Source organism: Pseudomonas fluorescens NCIMB 11764, assembly GCF_000293885.2.
Lineage (GTDB): Bacteria > Pseudomonadota > Gammaproteobacteria > Pseudomonadales > Pseudomonadaceae > Aquipseudomonas > Aquipseudomonas fluorescens_B.
On record NZ_CP010945.1, the window covers coordinates 1,611,474 to 1,630,256 of the forward strand.

An 18,783-nucleotide genomic window follows, 5' to 3' on the forward strand; every position below is an offset into this window, starting at 1 on the left:
GCGGGGCTTTTGCATTGTGCCGCGCGATCAGAACAAATCGATAGGCGCCGCTTCATCCGCTGGCAGTGGGCTTCCCGGCGCGTTGCCGTTACCCAGCTCATTCACCGAGGGCGGCGTATCTTCGGCCTTGAACAGCTCGAAGTACGCGCCTGGCGTGCCTGGGGTGGCTGCGCGACCACTGACCGGATCAACCCGCAGGCTCAGAATGCCTTCCGGCTCTGGCTGCGTATGCGGCGGCTTGTCCTTGAGCGCGGCTGCCATGTAATTCATCCAGATCGGCAGCGCCACAGTGCCGCCGAACTCGCGCTTGCCCAGGCTTTCCGGCTGGTCGAAACCGGTCCAGACGGTGGTCACGTAATCAGCGTTGTAGCCCGAGAACCACGCGTCCTTGGATTCGTTGGTGGTACCGGTCTTGCCTGCGATATCGGGGCGACCCATGGCCAGTGCGCGGCGGCCAGTGCCGAGCTTAATCACGTCCTCGAGCATGCTGTTGAGGATGTAAGTGGTACGGCCATCGACAATGCGTTCAGCCACGGCGGGTGCCTGAGGCGCGGGTTGGCCCGGAGCCTCACCCGGCGTCGCGTTGACCGTAAAGGCCTCGGCCGCGGGGGCGGCAATGCCATCCGTTGCGACACCACCTTTCGGCACGCTCGGCGGGTTGGCGACGAACAGCGTGTCGCCATTACGGCTTTCGATCTTGTCGATGATGTACGGGCTGATCTTGTAGCCGCCGTTGGCAAACGTGCTCCAGCCGGTGGCGATTTCCATTGGCGTCAGGGTCGCGGTGCCCAGGGCCAGCGACAGATTGCGCGGCAGGTCCTGCTTGTTGAAGCCGAACTTGCTGATGTAGTCGATGGTGCGATCAATGCCCAGGGCCTGCAACAGACGGATCGACACCAGGTTGCGCGACTTGTAGAGCCCTTCGCGCAGGCGGATAGGGCCGAGGAAAGTGTTGGTGTCGTTCTTCGGGCGCCAGACCTTGTCCAGGTATTCGTCGACGAACACGATCGGTGCGTCGTTCACCAGGCTGGCGGCGGTGTAGCCGTTATCCAGTGCGGCGCTGTAGACGAACGGTTTGAAGCTCGAGCCCGGCTGACGCTTGGCCTGCAGGGCGCGGTTGTAATTGCTCTGCTCGAAGGCGAAGCCGCCGACCAGCGAGCGAATGGCGCCGTTCTGCGGATCAAGAGAAACCAGCGCGCCTTGTGCTTGCGGGATCTGGCTGAACTTCAGCGAATTGTCCGGCTGGCGTTGCACGCGAATCAAGTCGCCGACCTGGGCAACATCCGACGGCTGCTTCGGGTTGGCACCCATGCTGTTGGTGTTCAGGAACGGCCGCGCCCATTTCATGCTGTCCCAGCCAACATGCTCGTCGCCGGTACGGGTCATCACCTGCAGGCCGGTCTTGTCGACCTGAGTGACGATGGCGGGTTCAAGGCTGCTGATCGTGCGTTGCTTGGTCAGTTCGGCGGCCCAGGCTTCACGCGTCTTGCCCGGCAGGCGTGACTCGGGACCGCGATAACCATGGCGCTGATCGTAAGTCATCAAGCCTTCGTGAAGCGCGGTGTTGGCCATTTCCTGCAGGTTTCTCGGCACGGTGGTCGTGACGCGGAAACCTTCGGTGTAGGCATCGCTGCCATAGCGGCCGACCATTTCGGCACGAGCCATTTCAGCGATGTAGGGCGCGTTCACTTCCGGGGTAGGCACGTGATAACTGGCGTTCAGCGGCTCGTTGATCGCAGCGGTGTAATCGGCTTCGGTGATTTTTCCGAGCTTGTACATGCGCCCCAGGATCCAGTCGCGACGCTCCTTGCTGCGCGCCGGGTTGGCCAGCGGGTTGAAGCGCGACGGGGCTTTTGGCAAACCGGCGATCATCGCCATCTGCGCCAGGCTGACGTCACGAATCGACTTGCCGTAATACACTTGCGCCGCCGCCTCGATGCCGTAGGCGCGGTTGCCGAGGTAGATCTTGTTGACGTACAGCTCAAGGATCTCGTCCTTGGTCAGCTGCCGTTCGATCTGCAGCGCCAGGAGGATTTCAGTGGTCTTGCGCGAAAAGCTGCGTTCGCTGGTCAGGAAGAAGTTCTTCGCCACCTGCATGGTGATGGTGCTGCCGCCGGACTGAATGTGGCCGCTTTTGACCAATTGGGTGGCGGCGCGCATCAGGCTGCTGGGATCGACGCCATAATGGTTGGCGAAATTGTCGTCTTCAGCACTTAGTAACGCATTTATGAAATTGGGAGGAATATCGGCGAAACGGATCGGAGTGCGGCGCATTTCGCCAAATTCTGCGATCAACTTGTTATCGCTGCTGTATACCCTTAGAGGAATCTGCAACTGAATGCTTCTCAGCGCCTCCACAGACGGCAATCCGGGGCTAAGGTAAAGAAAAGCGCCGGTCAGACCAAGAAGCAGTCCGCAGAAAACGGCGACGATGGACCAACCGAAAAACTTCAGCAGACGAATCAAGGCTTTGGGATATCCAGGGCAAAGAATGAATGAGGCATCAGGGTTCAGGTAAAAAAGGAGAACGACCCGCGCTTGACGTAAAAAGCGGAAAAAATCGCTGGGCATTATAAGCATTTTTCCGTCGAGAGCGTCATTTGCGCTGCTGTCAAGACGGGTGGATGGAACGCAATGGACATTACAGAGTCCGTAACTCACGGATAGTCATAGGGAATTGGTAGTGCTAGGACTCTTCAATAAAAAGGCCAATACGCTTTTGGGGATCGACATCAGCTCTACGTCGGTGAAGCTTCTGGAGTTAAGCCGCCAGGGCGACCGCTACCGGGTCGAAGCCTATGCGGTAGAGCCGTTGCCTGCCAGCGCGGTGGTCGAGAAAAATATCGCCGAGCTCGAAGGCGTGGGTCAGGCACTCACGCGCGTGCTGCTCAAGGCCAGAACCAGTCTCAGGAACGTCGCAGTGGCCGTTGCCGGCTCGGCGGTGATCACCAAGACCATCGAAATGGATGCCGGTCTTTCCGACGACGAGTTGGAAAACCAGCTGAAAATCGAGGCTGATCAATACATCCCTTATCCGCTGGACGAAGTGGCCATCGACTTCGAAGTCCAGGGTGCATCGGCGCGCAACCCCGAACGGGTCAATGTGTTGCTGGCTGCCTGTCGCAAGGAAAACGTCGAAGTCCGTGAGGCGGCGCTCGCACTGGCCGGCCTGACCGCTCGCGTGGTCGATGTCGAGGCCTATGCGCTGGAGCGATCCTTCGGTTTGCTGGCCGGACAGCTGGCAGCCGCTCAGGACCGTCTGACGGTTGCCGTGGTCGACATCGGTGCGACCATGACCACGCTCAGCGTCCTGTACAACGGACGCATCATCTACACCCGCGAACAATTGTTCGGTGGTCGTCAACTGACGGAAGAAATCCAGCGACGTTATGGCCTGACCCTCGAGCAAGCAGGGTTGGCAAAGAAGCAGGGCGGTTTGCCGGACGACTACGTCAGCGAGGTGCTGCAGCCATTTCGTGATGCGCTGGTGCAGCAGGTGTCGCGATCGTTGCAGTTTTTCTTCGCCTCCGGGCAGTACAACGCTGTGGATCACATCCTGTTGGCCGGTGGTACCGCATCGGTGCCGGGGCTGGACCGGTTGATCGAGCAGCGTTTGAGCACGCCGACGCAGGTGGCCAATCCCTTCTCGAACATGACCCTGAGCAGCAAGGTCAACGCTGGCGCCCTGGCCAGCGATGCGCCGGCGCTGATGATCGCTTGCGGGCTGGCCCTCAGGAGTTTCGACTGATGGCGCGGATCAACCTTTTACCCTGGCGCGAAGAACTGCGGGAACAGCGGCGCAAACGCTTCTTGCTGGCGCTGGTGGGTGTGCTGGTGGGCTCAGTGGCAGCGTTACTGATTGCGGACCAGGCCATCAATGGCGCCATCGATCGACAAGTCGCCCGAAACGATTACATCGGTAAACAGATTACGGTGGTCGACGAGCGGATCAAGCAGATCAGTGATCTGAAGGCCCGTCGCCAGCAGCTCGTCGAGCGCATGCGCATCATCCAGGACCTGCAAGGCAATCGTCCGATCAGCGGGCGGATCTTCGATCAGTTGGCGCGTACGTTGCCGGACGGGGTGTATTTCACCGAGGTGAAAATGGAAGGCAAGACCCTGTCCATTACCGGCGCGGCAGATTCCAATAACCGTGTGTCAGACCTTATGCGCAACCTGGATGCATCGGACTGGTTCGACGCGCCGAACCTGACGGAAGTCAAGGCGACCACCGCCGGCCAGCTGGATCAGGCCAACGTCTTCCAGTTGACCGTGCGCCAGACCCAGCCAGCCGCTACGGAGGCTGTTCAATGAGGCTGGCCGAATGGATTGAAGGCTTGCGCAAGATTGACATCAACGATCTGGACACCAACAACCTGGGTTCCTGGCCGCCTGCCATCAAGACGCTGGCGGGTGCGCTGCTGATGGTTCTGGTGCTGGCGCTGGGCTACAGCTTTTCCATCAGCGACCTTGAGAGCCAGCTGGAACTCAAGCGTGAGGAAGAGTCGACGCTCAAAGAGCAGTTTGCCTCCAAGGCGCACATGGCGGCGAATCTGGAGTTATACATCCAGCAGATGAAGGAAATGGAGAATTCCTTTGGTGTGCTCTTGCGGCAATTGCCCAGCGACACCGAAGTGCCCGGTCTGCTGGAGGACATCACTCGAACCGGTCTGGGCAGTGGCCTGGAGTTCGAAGAAATCAAGCTGCTGCCGGAGGTCACCCAGCCGTTCTACATCGAGCTGCCGATCCAGATCACCGTCACCGGCGCGTATCACGACCTCGCCACGTTCGTCAGTGGCGTGGCCGGGTTGCCGCGCATCGTCACCCTGCATGACTTCGATCTCGCACCGGCCAACCCCGAGGGCGGGACGAAATTGCGCATGAGCATCCTTGCCAAGACTTACCGGTATAACGACAAGGGGCTGCAGAAATGACCCCGATGCGTTTTATCCCGATGATCGGAATACTGGTCGTTCTGGCCGGTTGTGGCGGCGACACTGACTTCCGCGACCTGGACGCGTACATGAACGAAATGCGCCTGCGTGCACCGGGCAGGATTGAACCAACGCCGACATTCCGGTCTTACCCAACGTTCACCTACAACGCCGCTAACCTGCGCAGTCCCTTTTCCCGGCAGGTCAAGGTCGACCTGGCTGGCCAGAAACACGGCTCACGCAACGTCAAGCCTGATCCCAACCGGGTCAAGCAGTACCTCGAAGGTTTCAACATCGAGCAGTTTGAAATGGTCGGCACGATCTCCAATGCGGCTGGCTCCTTTGCGCTGTTGCGCGGGGCAGGCGGTGTGCATCGGTTGAAGGTCGGCGATTACCTGGGACGTAACGATGGCCGGATCGTTGCCATCAGCGGCTCGCAAGTCGATGTGGTCGAAATCGTTCCTGACGGCGAAGGCGCCTGGCTGGAACGGCCGCGGACCATCCCTTTGAAAGAGCACTCATAGTGGAACTCGAATAATGAACAGGATTTTCGCAACCTTCGGAGTTTCGCTATGGATAGCGTTGCTTTCGCCGATGGTACAAGCGGCCAACCTCAAAGCGCTGGATGTCGCTGCGCTGCCGGGAGACCGCGTCGAGTTGAAGCTGTCATTCGATGGCGCGCCCCCAGCGCCCCACGGTTACACGACGGAGCAGCCTGCGCGGATCGCGCTGGACCTGCCTGGTGTGGTCAGCCAGCTAACGAGCAAGACTCGCGACCTGGGCGGTGGCAATGCCCGCAGTGCCACGGTGGTGGAAGCCAAGGACCGCACGCGGCTGATCATCAACCTGACTCAATTGACCCCGTACACCGCTCGTGTCGAAGGCAATAATCTGTTTGTGGTGGTCGGGCGCGGAACCAGTAACGCAGCACCTGCACCTGCAACCGCATCCAAGCCGCCACGCGTCGCCACGGCAACTCCCGCGCCGGCCAAGGCCTATGCGCCGGTGAGCAAGGCGATCCGCGGCGTGGATTTCCAGCGCGGCACCCAGGGTGAAGGCAATGTGGTCATCGATCTCTCGGATCCGTCCATCGCCCCGGACATTCAGGAGCGCGATGGCAGGATTGTCGTCGGTTTCGCCAGGACCCAATTGCCGGAACCGTTGCGGGTCCGTCTGGACGTCAAGGATTTCGCCACGCCTGTGCAGTTCGTCAACGCCAGCGCTACGGGAGACCGGGCGACCATCAGCATTGAGCCCAGCGGCGCGTTCGATTACTCGACCTATCAGACCGACAACAAGCTGACCGTCAGCGTCCGCCCGATGACCGTAGACGACTTGCAGAAGCGCAACGCCGAGCGTTTTGCCTACACCGGTGAAAAGCTCTCGCTGAACTTCCAGGACATTGACGTGCGCTCGGTGCTGCAACTGATCGCCGATTTCACCAACCTCAATCTGGTGGCCAGCGACACGGTGCAGGGCGGCATTACCTTGCGCTTGCAGAACGTGCCGTGGGATCAGGCGCTGGACCTGGTGCTGAAAACCAAGGGCCTGGACAAACGAAAGATCGGTAACGTGTTGCTGGTGGCGCCGGCCGATGAGATTGCCGCCCGCGAACGCCAGGAACTGGAGTCGCAGAAGCAGATCGCCGAACTGGCGCCTTTGCGTCGCGAGCTGCTGCAAGTCAATTACGCCAAGGCGGCCGATATCGCCAAGCTGTTCCAGTCAGTGACCAGTGCCGAAGCGAAAGTCGACGAGCGGGGTTCGATCACCGTCGATGAACGAACCAATAACATCATCGCCTACCAGACCCAGGACCGTCTCGACGAGCTGCGCCGTATTGTCGCGCAACTGGATATCCCGGTGCGTCAGGTGATGATCGAGGCTCGGATCGTCGAAGCGAACGTCGACTACGACAAGAGCCTCGGTGTGCGTTGGGGTGGTTCGGTGCAGAACAAGGGCAACTGGAACACATCCGGTGTCAGCAACGGCGCCAACGCGTCGTCGACCATTGGTACGCCGGGCAGCACCAGCACCAACTCACCGTTCGTCGACATGGGCACCGCCGCCAACACTTCAGGGCTCGGCATCGCCTTCATCACCGATAATGTGCTGCTGGATCTTGAGCTGACCGCGATGGAAAAAACCGGTAACGGCGAAATCGTCTCGCAACCCAAGGTGGTTACCTCCGACAAGGAAACCGCAAAAATCCTCAAGGGCACCGAGATCCCGTACCAGGAAGCCAGCTCCAGCGGCGCTACGTCGGTATCGTTCAAGGAGGCCTCGCTGTCGCTGGAAGTGACGCCGCAGATCACCCCGGACAACCGGATCATCATGGAGGTCAAGGTCACCAAGGACGAACCGGACTACCTGAACAAGGTGCAGGATGTACCGCCCATCAAGAAAAACGAGGTCAATGCCAAGGTTCTCGTCAATGACGGCGAGACCATCGTGATCGGTGGGGTTTTCTCAAATACTCAGAGCAAGGTTGTAGATAAGGTGCCATTTCTCGGTGATGTGCCGTATCTTGGCCGCCTTTTCCGGCGTGACGTGGTTTCGGAGAAAAAATCCGAGCTGCTGGTATTTCTCACTCCGCGTATCATGAACAATCAGGCGATTGCTGTGAGTCATTGATTCTGTGCGAAATTTGATTCTTGTTGGACCGATGGGGGCTGGAAAAAGCACCATCGGCCGGTTGCTGGCCAAAGAGCTGCGCCTGCCATTCAAAGATTCCGATAAGGAAATTGAATTGCGCACGGGCGCCAATATCCCATGGATTTTCGATAAGGAAGGCGAGCCGGGCTTTCGTGACCGCGAGCAGGCGATGATTGCCGAGCTGTGCGGCTGCGATGGCGTGGTGCTGGCGACCGGCGGCGGCGCGGTCATGCGCGAAGCCAACCGTCGAGCACTGCGCGCCGGTGGTCGGGTGGTTTATCTGCATGCTTCTGTCGAACAGCAGGTTGGCCGTACCGCCCGTGACCGCAATCGACCCCTGTTGCGGACTGCCGATCCGGCCAAGACCCTTCGGGACCTGCTGGAGTTGCGCGATCCGCTGTATCGGGAAATCGCCGACCTGGTGGTGGAAACCGATGAGCGACCGCCGCGAATGGTGGTGCTCGACATTCTTGACCGCCTGCAGCAGCTGCCTCCCCGTTAAAGCACAGCGCGAAATGCGCTATCCTCGGCGTCCTGCCACGACCGCTCAAGGTTGTGGCGCAAGGTTGCCGAACGGCGTCACACCAGCAAATGCCGCGGACATTCGATAACTCAAGGCAGGACGCCTGATTCCATCTTCACTGTGGGGACACATGCAGACACTCAAGGTCGATCTAGGCGAGCGCAGCTACCCGATTCATATTGGCGAAGGTTTGTTGGATCAGCCTGAGCTGCTGGCCCCGCATATTCGCGGGCGGCAAGTGGCGATCATCTCCAACGAAACCGTTGCGCCGCTCTATCTCGAACGTCTGACCCGCAGCCTTGCGCAGTTCTCGGTGATTTCCGTGGTGCTGCCCGACGGCGAAGCCTTCAAGACCTGGGAAACCCTGCAACTGATTTTCGACGGTCTGCTGACCGCACGCCATGATCGCCGCACCACCGTGATCGCCCTCGGCGGCGGTGTGATTGGTGACATGGCCGGTTTTGCTGCTGCCTGCTACCAGCGCGGTGTCGATTTCATCCAGGTTCCGACTACCCTGCTGTCGCAAGTCGACTCCTCGGTCGGCGGCAAGACCGGGATCAATCATCCCCTGGGCAAAAACATGGTCGGCGCCTTCTATCAGCCGAACGTGGTCCTGATCGATACCGCCTCCCTCAATACCCTGCCGGCTCGCGAGTTGTCTGCCGGGCTGGCTGAAGTCATCAAGTACGGGCTGATTTGCGACGAGCCGTTCCTCACCTGGCTCGAAGAAAACGTCGATCGCCTGCGCGCCCTGGACCAGGTTGCCCTGACGTATGCGATCGAACGTTCCTGCGCGGCCAAGGCGGCGGTGGTCGGTGCCGACGAGAAGGAAACCGGCGTTCGTGCCACCCTGAACCTGGGACACACCTTCGGCCATGCCATCGAAACCCACATGGGATATGGTGTGTGGCTACATGGCGAGGCGGTAGCTGCTGGCACCGTAATGGCCCTGGAGATGTCCGCGCGCCTGGGCTGGATCAGCGAGCAGGAGCGTGATCGCGGCATTCGCCTGTTCCAGCGTGCCGGCCTGCCGGTCATTCCGCCCGAAGAGATGACTGAAGCCGATTTTCTCGAACACATGGCAATTGACAAGAAAGTGATCGACGGTCGTTTGCGCCTGGTGCTGCTGCGCCACATGGGCGAAGCGGTGGTGACCGACGATTATCCGAAAGAGGTTCTACAGGCCACGCTGGGAGCGGACTACCGCGCCCTGGCTCAGCTTAAAGGTTAATAAGATCCCGATGACTAGTTTGCACGCCGACGAGGCTTTCCTCGGCCATTACCAGTTAAGCCATGACCCTTTTGCTCCACGGGTGCCTGGCTTCAAATTCTTCCCGGCCCAGCGCAAACCGGTGCTGGGGCAACTGCACCACCTGGCCCGCTACAGCCAGTTGCTGCTGGTGGTTACCGGCCCGCAAGGCAGTGGCAAGACCCTGTTGCGTCAGGCTCTGGTGGCCAGTACCAACAAACAATCCGTTCAGAGCGTGGTGGTTTCCGCTCGTGGCGCGGGCGATGCGGCTGGCGTGCTGCGTCAGGTGGCCCAGGCGTTGAACGTCGCTCAGGCAGAGATCGGCCCGATCCTGTCTCAGGTCGTGCAGCTCGCGCTGACGGGTCAGGAAGTCTATTTGCTGGTGGACGATGCCGAGCAGCTCGACGAGTCCGCACTGGAAGCCTTGATGGAGCTGGCCGCGGGTGCACCGGAAGGTCGTCCGCATGTGTTCCTGTTCGGCGAGTCCTCGCTGATCGCGCAACTCGAGGCGTTGAACCTTGAAGAAGAGCGCTTCCACGTCATCGAACTGCAGCCTTACACCGAAGAAGAAACCCGCGAGTATCTGGACCAGCGGCTAGAAGGTGCAGGTCGCGGTATCGAACTTTTTACCGCGGATCAGATCTCTGATATTCACGAAAGCTCCGACGGCTGGCCTGGCAACATCAATCAGGTTGCCCGCGATGCAATGATCGAAGCCATGATTGCCAGCCGCTCTGCGGTCAAGCGTCCAAGTATGGGGTTCAACATGCCGAAGAAACACGTATTGGCGATTTCCGCCGTTGTCGTGGTCGCGGTGGCCGCCGCCTGGTTGATGCCGGGTCGCAGCAAAGCACCGACCACCGGCGCACCTGCCAACGAACAGGCGCAACTGCCGCTTGGCCAGGGCACGCCACAACCTAACAGCGGCGGCGCACCTGCCGTGGAGTTCGCCGGTAACTCGCAACCGATGCCGTTGCCGCTGGTCGGTAATTCGCAACCGGTCATGCGCGGTCCCCTCGCGGAAGCGGCCGGTGGTATCACCGAAGGCGACGATGGCGTGCCGGTCGAAGGCTCCAGCGATACACCGCCGACCGTGACCACCACCGCGCCTCCTGCAGGCGTTCCTGCCGGTCCTGCACCGACGCCAGCCGCCAAGCCGACGCCTGCGCCGACTCAGGTCGCGACAGCCAAGCCTGTCCCGACTGCCCCTGCGGTGAAGCCGGCTCCAGCGCCAGCCAAGCCAGCCGCGGTCGCTACCGCCAAGCCTGCCGAGAAGCCAGCCGCTGCTGCTGCCAAAGGCGCTGGCGGCACCTGGTACGCCGGGCAGCCGACGAGCAACTACGTGGTGCAGATCCTCGGCACCAGCTCTGAAGCGGCCGCGCAATCCTTCGTGAAGGAGCAGGGCGGCGAGTACCGTTATTTCAAGAAAGTCCTCAACGGCAAGCCGCTTTACGTCATCACTTACGGTAGCTTCGCCAACCGCGATGCGGCCGTTACCGCCATCAAGGCCTTGCCAGCGAAGGTTCAGGCTGGTAAACCTTGGCCTCGCACTGTCGCCAGCGTCCAACAGGAACTGGCAACAACTCGCTGAAGATTCGGCGGCCTTACCCAGGCCGCCTCTCCAAGCACCTCAAAATTTCTGCAAGTGCGCGCCGTCTCTACAGACCGCGTGCCTTGTGGTGTCTGCGTTACAGTAGTCTTTGAGTCGTTGCGGTCAGAATTAAAAAAGTTTTGACTAGCACAGCAGATCGCTTTAAACCTTTCACAAATGCGACATAGATTTGCGACAGTTCGTCGTCAAATTTGTGAGCGTCTGTGTCGCTGTGTACAATGACCACCCTTTTGCCCCCGCTAAGCCGGCGTACGTTCGGCGTGGAATGCAAGTGGTTGAATTGAAAAGAAATTTGCCTTGATAAGAGGCAGCCTGGTGAGAAAGTGTCTATGAAAGCAGGTCTGTACCAACCAGATGAATTCAAGGATAACTGCGGTTTCGGCCTGATAGCCCACATGCAGGGCGAGCCCAGTCATACCCTTTTGCAAACGGCCATCGAGGCCCTGACCTGCATGACCCACCGCGGTGGGATCAACGCCGACGGCAAGACCGGTGACGGTTGCGGTCTGCTGATTCAAAAGCCGGATGTGTTCCTGCGAGCGATCGCCCAGGAAACCTTTGGCGTCGAATTGCCCAAGCAATACGCAGTGGGCATGGTTTTCTTCAACCAGGACCCGGTCAAGGCCGAAGCCGCTCGCGAGAACATGAACCGCGAGATCCTGGCTGAAGGCCTGACCCTGGTCGGCTGGCGCAAAGTGCCGATCGACACCAGTGTCCTCGGCCGCCTGGCCCTCGAGCGCTTGCCGCAGATCGAGCAGGTCTACATCGGTGGTGAAGGCCTGAGCGATCAGGACATGGCGATCAAGCTGTTCAGCGCCCGTCGTCGCTCGTCCGTGGCCAACGCCGCCGACGTCGATCACTACATCTGCAGCTTTTCCCACAAGACCATCATTTATAAAGGCCTGATGATGCCGGCGGATTTGACCGCCTTCTATCCAGACCTCAGCGACCAGCGCCTGCAAACCTCGATTTGCGTGTTCCACCAGCGCTTCTCCACCAACACCCTGCCGAAATGGCCGCTGGCGCAACCGTTCCGCTTCCTCGCCCACAACGGCGAGATCAACACCATTACCGGCAACCGCAACTGGGCCCAGGCCCGTCGCACCAAGTTCACCAACGATCTGATGGATCTGGAAGAACTCGGCCCGCTGGTTAACCGTGTTGGTTCCGACTCCTCCAGCATGGACAACATGCTCGAGCTGATGGTCACCGGTGGCATCGACCTGTTCCGTGGCGTGCGGATGATCATTCCGCCTGCGTGGCAGAACGTCGAAACCATGGACCCGGATCTGCGTGCGTTCTACGAATACAACTCGATGCACATGGAACCGTGGGACGGCCCGGCCGGCGTGGTCATGACCGACGGTCGCTACGCGGTGTGCCTGCTCGACCGTAACGGTCTGCGCCCGGCGCGCTGGGTCACGACCAAAAACGGTTTCATCACCCTGGCGTCCGAAATCGGTGTCTGGAACTACCAGCCTGAAGACGTGATCGCCAAGGGCCGTGTGGGGCCGGGACAGATCTTTGCCGTGGACACCGAAACCGGTCAGATCCTCGACACCGACGCCATCGACAACCGCCTGAAGTCCCGTCATCCGTACAAGCAATGGCTGCGCAAGAATGCCCTGCGCATCCAGGCGACCATGGAAGACAACGATCACGGTTCGGCTTTCTACGATGTCGACCAGCTCAAGCAGTACATGAAGATGTACCAGGTCACGTTCGAAGAGCGCGACCAAGTGCTGCGCCCGCTCGGCGAGCAAGGCTACGAGGCCGTTGGCTCGATGGGCGACGATACGCCGATGGCCGTGCTGTCCCAGCGCGTGCGCACGCCGTACGACTATTTCCGCCAGCAGTTCGCGCAGGTTACCAACCCGCCGATCGACCCGCTGCGTGAAGCCATCGTCATGTCGCTGGAGATCTGCCTCGGTGCCGAGCGCAACATCTTCCAGGAGTCGCCGGAACATGCTTCGCGTGTGATCCTCAGCTCGCCGGTCATTTCTCCGGCCAAGTGGCGCTCGCTGATGAACCTCGATCGTCCGGGCTTCGAGCGCGCGATCATCGACCTCAACTACGACGAAAGCGTCGGCCTTGAAGCCGCTGTGCGTAACGTCGCGGATCAGGCTGAAGAAGCCGTTCGCGCCGGTCGCACCCAGATCGTCTTGAGTGACCGTCACATTGCCCCGGGCAAGTTGCCGATCCACGCCTCTCTAGCCACCGGCGCGGTGCACCACCGCCTGACCGAAAAAGGCCTGCGTTGCGACTCCAACATCCTCGTGGAAACTGCTACCGCACGCGATCCGCACCACTTTGCCGTGTTGATCGGTTTCGGCGCTTCGGCGGTCTATCCGTTCCTGGCCTACGAAGTGCTGGGTGACCTGATCCGCACCGGTGAAGTGCTGGGCGACCTCTATGAGGTGTTCAAGAACTACCGTAAGGGCATCACCAAAGGCCTGCTGAAGATCCTGTCGAAGATGGGTATTTCCACCATCGCTTCGTACCGGGGTGCGCAGCTGTTCGAAGCCATCGGCCTGTCCGAAGAAGTCTGCGACCTGAGCTTCCGCGGCGTTCCGAGCCGTATCAAGGGCGCACGTTTCGTCGACATCGAAGCCGAGCAGAAAGCCCTGGCCGCCGAAGCCTGGAGTCCGCGCAAGCCGATCCAGCAGGGCGGCCTGCTGAAGTTCGTCCACGGTGGCGAATATCACGCCTACAACCCGGACGTGGTCAACACCTTGCAAGCCGCTGTGCAGCAAGGCGACTACAGCAAGTTCAAGGAATACACGGCGCTGGTGGACAACCGCCCGGTGTCGATGATCCGCGACCTGTTCAAGGTCAAGACTCTGGACAAACCGCTGGACATCAGCGAGATCGAACCGCTGGAGTCGGTGCTCAAGCGCTTTGACTCCGCGGGCATCTCGCTTGGCGCTTTGTCGCCGGAAGCTCACGAAGCCCTGGCCGAAGCCATGAACCGCCTCGGTGCGCGTTCCAACTCCGGTGAAGGCGGCGAAGACCCGGCGCGCTACGGCACGATCAAGAGCTCGAAAATCAAGCAAGTCGCGACCGGCCGTTTCGGTGTCACTCCGGAATACCTGGTCAACGCTGAAGTGCTGCAGATCAAGGTCGCCCAGGGCGCCAAGCCCGGCGAAGGCGGTCAACTGCCAGGCGGCAAGGTCAACGGCCTGATCGCCAAGCTGCGTTACGCAGTGCCGGGCGTGACCCTGATTTCGCCACCGCCGCACCACGACATCTATTCGATCGAAGACTTGTCGCAGCTGATCTTCGACCTGAAACAAGTCAACCCGAAGGCCCTGGTTTCGGTGAAGCTGGTGGCAGAAGCCGGTGTTGGCACCATCGCTGCCGGTGTGGCCAAGGCCTATGCGGACTTGATCACCATCTCCGGTTACGACGGCGGCACTGGCGCATCGCCGCTGACCTCGATCAAATACGCGGGCGCTCCGTGGGAACTCGGCCTGGCCGAAACCCACCAGACCCTGCGCGGTAACGACTTGCGCGGCAAAGTGCGGGTGCAGACCGACGGCGGCCTGAAAACCGGCCTCGACGTGATCAAGGCCGCGATCCTCGGCGCTGAAAGCTTCGGCTTCGGCACCGCGCCAATGATCGCGCTGGGCTGCAAGTACCTGCGTATCTGCCACCTGAACAACTGCGCCACCGGCGTCGCGACTCAGAACGAGAAGCTGCGCAAGGATCACTACATCGGCACCGTCGACATGGTGGTGAACTTCTTCACCTACGTCGCCGAAGAAACCCGTGAGTGGCTGGCCAAACTGGGCGTGCGCTCCCTCGAAGAGCTGATCGGCCGTACCGATCTGCTGGAAATCCTCGAAGGCCAGACCGCCAAGCAGCAACACCTGGACCTGACGCCATTGCTGGGCAGCGATCACATCCCGGCAGACAAGCCTCAGTTCTGCCAGGTCGACCGCAACCCACCGTTCGACAAAGGCTTGCTGGCCGAGAAAATGGTCGACATGGCCACTTCGGCCATCAACGACATGAGCGGTGCCGATTTCGCCCTGGATATCTGCAACTGCGACCGCTCCATCGGCGCGCGGATCTCCGGCGAAATTGCGCGCAAGCACGGCAACCAGGGCATGGCGAACGCGCCGATCACCTTCCGCTTCAAAGGGACGGCCGGTCAGAGCTTCGGTGTGTGGAACGCCGGCGGCTTGAACATGTACCTGGAAGGCGACGCCAACGACTACGTCGGCAAAGGCATGACCGGCGGCAAGCTGGTCATCGTTCCGCCGAAGGGCAGCGCCTACAAGACTCAGGACAGTGCGATCATCGGCAACACCTGCCTGTACGGCGCGACCGGCGGTAAATTGTTCGCGGCCGGCACCGCAGGCGAGCGTTTCGCAGTGCGTAACTCCGGTGCTCACACCGTGGTGGAAGGCACCGGCGATCACTGCTGCGAGTACATGACCGGTGGTTTCGTCTGCGTTTTGGGCAAGACCGGTTACAACTTCGGCTCAGGCATGACCGGCGGTTTCGCCTACGTGCTCGACCAGGACAACACCTTCGTTGACCGGGTCAACCACGAACTGGTGGAAATCCAGCGGATCAGCGGCGAAGCGATGGAAGCCTACCGCAGCCACCTGCAACGCGTGCTGAACGAGTACGTCGAGGAAACCGACAGCGAGTGGGGTCGTGAACTCGCGGAAAACCTCGATGACTACCTGCGCCGTTTCTGGTTGGTCAAGCCGAAGGCTGCCAGCTTGAAAACGTTGCTTTCCAGCACCCGTGCCAACCCGCAGTGATATGCGCCTGAACAGTTTGATGAGGTTTTAACAATGGCTGAACGTCTGAATAACGACTTCCAGTTCATCGACGTCGGGCGCAAAGATCCGAAGAAGAAACTGTTGCGTCAACGCAAGAAAGAGTTCGTGGAGATCTACGAACCCTTCAAACCCCAGCATTCGGCCGATCAGGCCCACCGTTGCCTGGGTTGCGGTAACCCGTATTGCGAATGGAAGTGCCCGGTGCACAACTTCATTCCGAACTGGCTGAAACTGGTGGCCGAGGGCAACATCCTTCAGGCCGCCGAGCTGTCACACCAGACCAACACCCTGCCGGAAGTCTGCGGCCGGGTGTGCCCGCAGGATCGTCTGTGCGAGGGTGCCTGCACCCTTAACGACGGTTTCGGCGCGGTGACCATCGGTTCGGTCGAGAAGTACATCACCGACACCGCGTTCGCCATGGGCTGGCGCCCCGACATGTCCAAGGTCAAGCCGACCGGCAAACGTGTCGCGATCATCGGCGCAGGCCCTGCCGGCCTCGGCTGTGCCGACGTGCTGGTACGCGGCGGCGTGACCCCGGTGGTGTTCGACAGGAACCCGGAAATCGGCGGTCTGCTGACCTTCGGCATTCCCGAGTTCAAACTGGAAAAGACCGTGCTGAGCAATCGTCGCGAAGTCTTCACCGGCATGGGCATCGAGTTCCGCCTGAACACCGAAGTGGGCAAGGACGTGTCCGTCGAGCAACTGCTCGAAGAATACGATGCCGTGTTCATGGGCATGGGCACCTACACCTACATGAAGGGCGGCTTTGCCGGTGAGGATCTGCCGGGCGTGCATGACGCGCTCGACTTCCTGATCGCCAACGTCAACCGCAACCTGGGCTTCGAAAAGTCGCCGGAAGATTTCGTCGACATGAAAGGCAAGAAGGTTGTGGTGCTGGGCGGCGGCGACACGGCGATGGACTGCAACCGTACCTCGATCCGCCAGGGCGCCAAGTCGGTGACCTGTGCGTATCGCCGTGACGAAGCGAACATGCCGGGCTCGCGCAAAGAGGTGAAGAACGCCAAGGAAGAAGGCGTGAAATTCCTCTACAACCGCCAGCCGATCGCCATCGTTGGCGAAGACAAGGTCGAAGGTGTGAAGGTGGTCGAGACCCGTCTCGGCGAACCGGACGCCCGTGGCCGTCGCAGCCCCGAGCCGATCCCGGGTTCCGAAGAGATCATCCCGGCCGACGCTGTGGTTATCGCTTTCGGCTTCCGCCCGAGCCCGGCGCCGTGGTTCGAGCAGTTCAGTATCCAGACCGACAGCCAGGGCCGTGTTGTGGCGCCGGAACAAGGTCAGTACAAGCACCAGACCAGCAACCCGAAAATCTTCGCCGGTGGCGACATGGTTCGCGGCTCTGACCTGGTGGTGACGGCGATCTTCGAAGGCCGCAATGCGGCTGAAGGGATTCTGGATTACCTGGGCGTCTAACCCGACGGTCCAGACCTGACAGGCAGTAACCCTGTGGGAGCTGGCCGGCCAGCGATAGCATCACCTCGGTCTGACTGATCACCGAGGTGGCCGCATCGCTGGCCGGCCAGCTCCCACATTGGTTTGCGGGTGTTGCTGAAATCTGCGTATTTGTTGCGACAAATTGACCCGATAGACAAAAGGCTGACCTGCAACCGTGCCTTTTGCCTCGCGCTCTGAGAAAATGCCCGCACTTTTTTTCCGGATGCCGACATGACTGCCCTGAAGAACGACCGTTTCCTTCGCGCCCTGCTCAAGCAACCCGTAGACGTCACCCCTGTGTGGATGATGCGTCAGGCCGGTCGCTACCTGCCGGAATACCGCGCCAGCCGTGCCAAGGCCGGTGATTTCATGAGCCTGTGCATGAACCCGGAGTTCGCTTGCGAAGTCACCATGCAGCCACTCGACCGCTATCCGCAACTGGACGCGGCGATCCTCTTCTCGGACATCCTCACCATCCCGGATGCCATGGGCCAAGGCCTGTACTTCGAAACCGGCGAAGGCCCGCGCTTCAAGAAAGTTGTCAGCACGATGGCCGATATCGAAGCCCTGCCGATTCCTGACCCGCACAAAGACCTCGGCTACGTGATGGACGCGGTCAGCACCATTCGCCGCGAACTGAACGGCCGTGTGCCGCTGATCGGTTTCTCCGGCAGTCCATGGACGTTGGCTACCTACATGGTCGAAGGCGGTTCGTCGAAAGACTTCCGCAAGACCAAAGCCATGCTCTACGACAACCCGCAAGCCATGCACCTGCTGCTGGACAAGCTCGCGCAGTCGGTCACGTCCTACCTCAACGGCCAGATCATGGCCGGCGCGCAAGCGGTACAGATTTTCGACACGTGGGGCGGCAACCTCTCAGCGGCGGCGTATCAGGAATTCTCCCTGGCCTACATGCGCAAAATCGTCAGCGGCCTGATCCGCGAACACGAAGGCCGCAAGGTTCCGGTCATCCTGTTCACCAAGAACGGCGGCCTGTGGCTGGAAAGCATCGCCGACGCGGGTGCTGATGCGCTGGGCCTGGACTGGACGTGCGACATCGGCAACGCCCGCGATCGCGTCGGCAACAAGGTCGCGTTGCAAGGCAACATGGACCCGACGGTGCTCTACGCCAAACCGGAAGCCATTCGCACCGAAGTCGGCCGGATCCTCGCCAGTTATGGCAAGGGCAGCGGTCACGTGTTCAACCTCGGACATGGCATCACCCCGGAGGTCGATCCCGAGCATGCGGGTGCGTTCCTGCGCGCGGTGCATGAGTTGTCGGCGCAGTATCACGAGTAGTCATACCCGCGTTTCATCAAGCCTGTCCGGTCAACGCCGGACAGGCTTTTTTTATGCCTGAAAAACGTATGCCAGCCTGATGCGTTTTCATCTGTAAGAAATTTCTCTCTCTTTGTCAGATGAGTGAAGAGAGAGATCAATCCTCATGTAAGCGAAGACTTGTCCTACATAGAAAACGCGTTCATCCCGGTAAGGTTCCAGCCCTTCGTTTGGTGCCGCACACCGAGCGGCACTACGAACAGTGGCGCCCGCAAGGCGCCTTAATT

12 protein-coding genes are annotated in these 18,783 nt (G+C 60.4%); 11 read left to right on the forward strand and 1 reads right to left on the reverse strand.

Annotated features, from left to right (window positions below; genetic code table 11):
* Window positions 1-27: 27 nt before the first annotated feature.
* The gene (locus tag B723_RS07450; RefSeq protein ID WP_031318294.1) at window positions 28-2,466 is read right to left on the reverse strand and encodes a penicillin-binding protein 1A; all 2,439 of its coding nucleotides are present in this window, start codon (window positions 2,464-2,466) and stop codon (window positions 28-30) included.
* Window positions 2,467-2,683: 217 nt separating this feature from the next.
* Between B723_RS07450 and B723_RS07455 the strand changes: the two genes are divergently transcribed.
* The 11 genes from B723_RS07455 to hemE all read left to right on the forward strand — a co-directional run bounded on the left by B723_RS07455 (window position 2,684) and on the right by hemE (window position 18,517).
* Window positions 2,684-3,748 (forward strand): pilus assembly protein PilM, encoded by a 1,065-nt coding sequence (locus B723_RS07455; protein WP_017336120.1) that lies wholly within the window; start codon window positions 2,684-2,686, stop codon window positions 3,746-3,748.
* Complete coding sequence (locus tag B723_RS07460; RefSeq protein WP_017336121.1) at window positions 3,748-4,314, forward strand: PilN domain-containing protein; 567 nt, start codon at window positions 3,748-3,750, stop codon at window positions 4,312-4,314. The genes B723_RS07455 and B723_RS07460 overlap by 1 nt, the downstream gene beginning before the upstream one ends.
* Entirely contained in the window at window positions 4,311-4,934 is a 624-nt protein-coding gene (gene pilO / locus B723_RS07465; protein WP_017336122.1) for a type 4a pilus biogenesis protein PilO, read from the forward strand. The genes B723_RS07460 and pilO overlap by 4 nt, the downstream gene beginning before the upstream one ends.
* Window positions 4,931-5,458, forward strand: coding sequence for a pilus assembly protein PilP (locus B723_RS07470; protein ID WP_017336123.1), 528 nt, complete (start codon window positions 4,931-4,933; stop codon window positions 5,456-5,458). The genes pilO and B723_RS07470 overlap by 4 nt, the downstream gene beginning before the upstream one ends.
* Before the next feature lie 13 nt (window positions 5,459-5,471).
* Window positions 5,472-7,565, forward strand: a complete 2,094-nt coding sequence (gene pilQ / locus B723_RS07475; protein ID WP_017336124.1) for a type IV pilus secretin PilQ — start codon at window positions 5,472-5,474, stop codon at window positions 7,563-7,565.
* Between the two features lie 4 nt (window positions 7,566-7,569).
* Window positions 7,570-8,088: a shikimate kinase AroK gene (aroK, locus tag B723_RS07480; RefSeq protein ID WP_017336125.1), complete on the forward strand. Its 519-nt coding sequence runs from the start codon at window positions 7,570-7,572 to the stop codon at window positions 8,086-8,088.
* A 151-nt stretch (window positions 8,089-8,239) separates the two neighbouring features.
* On the forward strand, window positions 8,240-9,340 hold the full coding sequence (gene aroB, locus B723_RS07485) for a 3-dehydroquinate synthase (RefSeq protein ID WP_017336126.1): 1,101 nt from the start codon (window positions 8,240-8,242) through the stop codon (window positions 9,338-9,340).
* A gap of 10 nt (window positions 9,341-9,350) precedes the next feature.
* The gene (locus B723_RS07490) at window positions 9,351-10,949 is read left to right on the forward strand and encodes an AAA family ATPase (protein ID WP_017336127.1); all 1,599 of its coding nucleotides are present in this window, start codon (window positions 9,351-9,353) and stop codon (window positions 10,947-10,949) included.
* 350 nt (window positions 10,950-11,299) lie between these two features.
* Complete coding sequence (gene gltB, locus B723_RS07495; RefSeq protein ID WP_017336128.1) at window positions 11,300-15,745, forward strand: glutamate synthase large subunit; 4,446 nt, start codon at window positions 11,300-11,302, stop codon at window positions 15,743-15,745.
* A 33-nt stretch (window positions 15,746-15,778) separates the two neighbouring features.
* Window positions 15,779-17,197, forward strand: a complete 1,419-nt coding sequence (locus B723_RS07500; protein WP_017336129.1) for an FAD-dependent oxidoreductase — start codon at window positions 15,779-15,781, stop codon at window positions 17,195-17,197.
* A 252-nt stretch (window positions 17,198-17,449) separates the two neighbouring features.
* Entirely contained in the window at window positions 17,450-18,517 is a 1,068-nt protein-coding gene (gene hemE, locus B723_RS07505; RefSeq protein ID WP_017336130.1) for a uroporphyrinogen decarboxylase, read from the forward strand.
* Window positions 18,518-18,783: the final 266 nt, after the last annotated feature.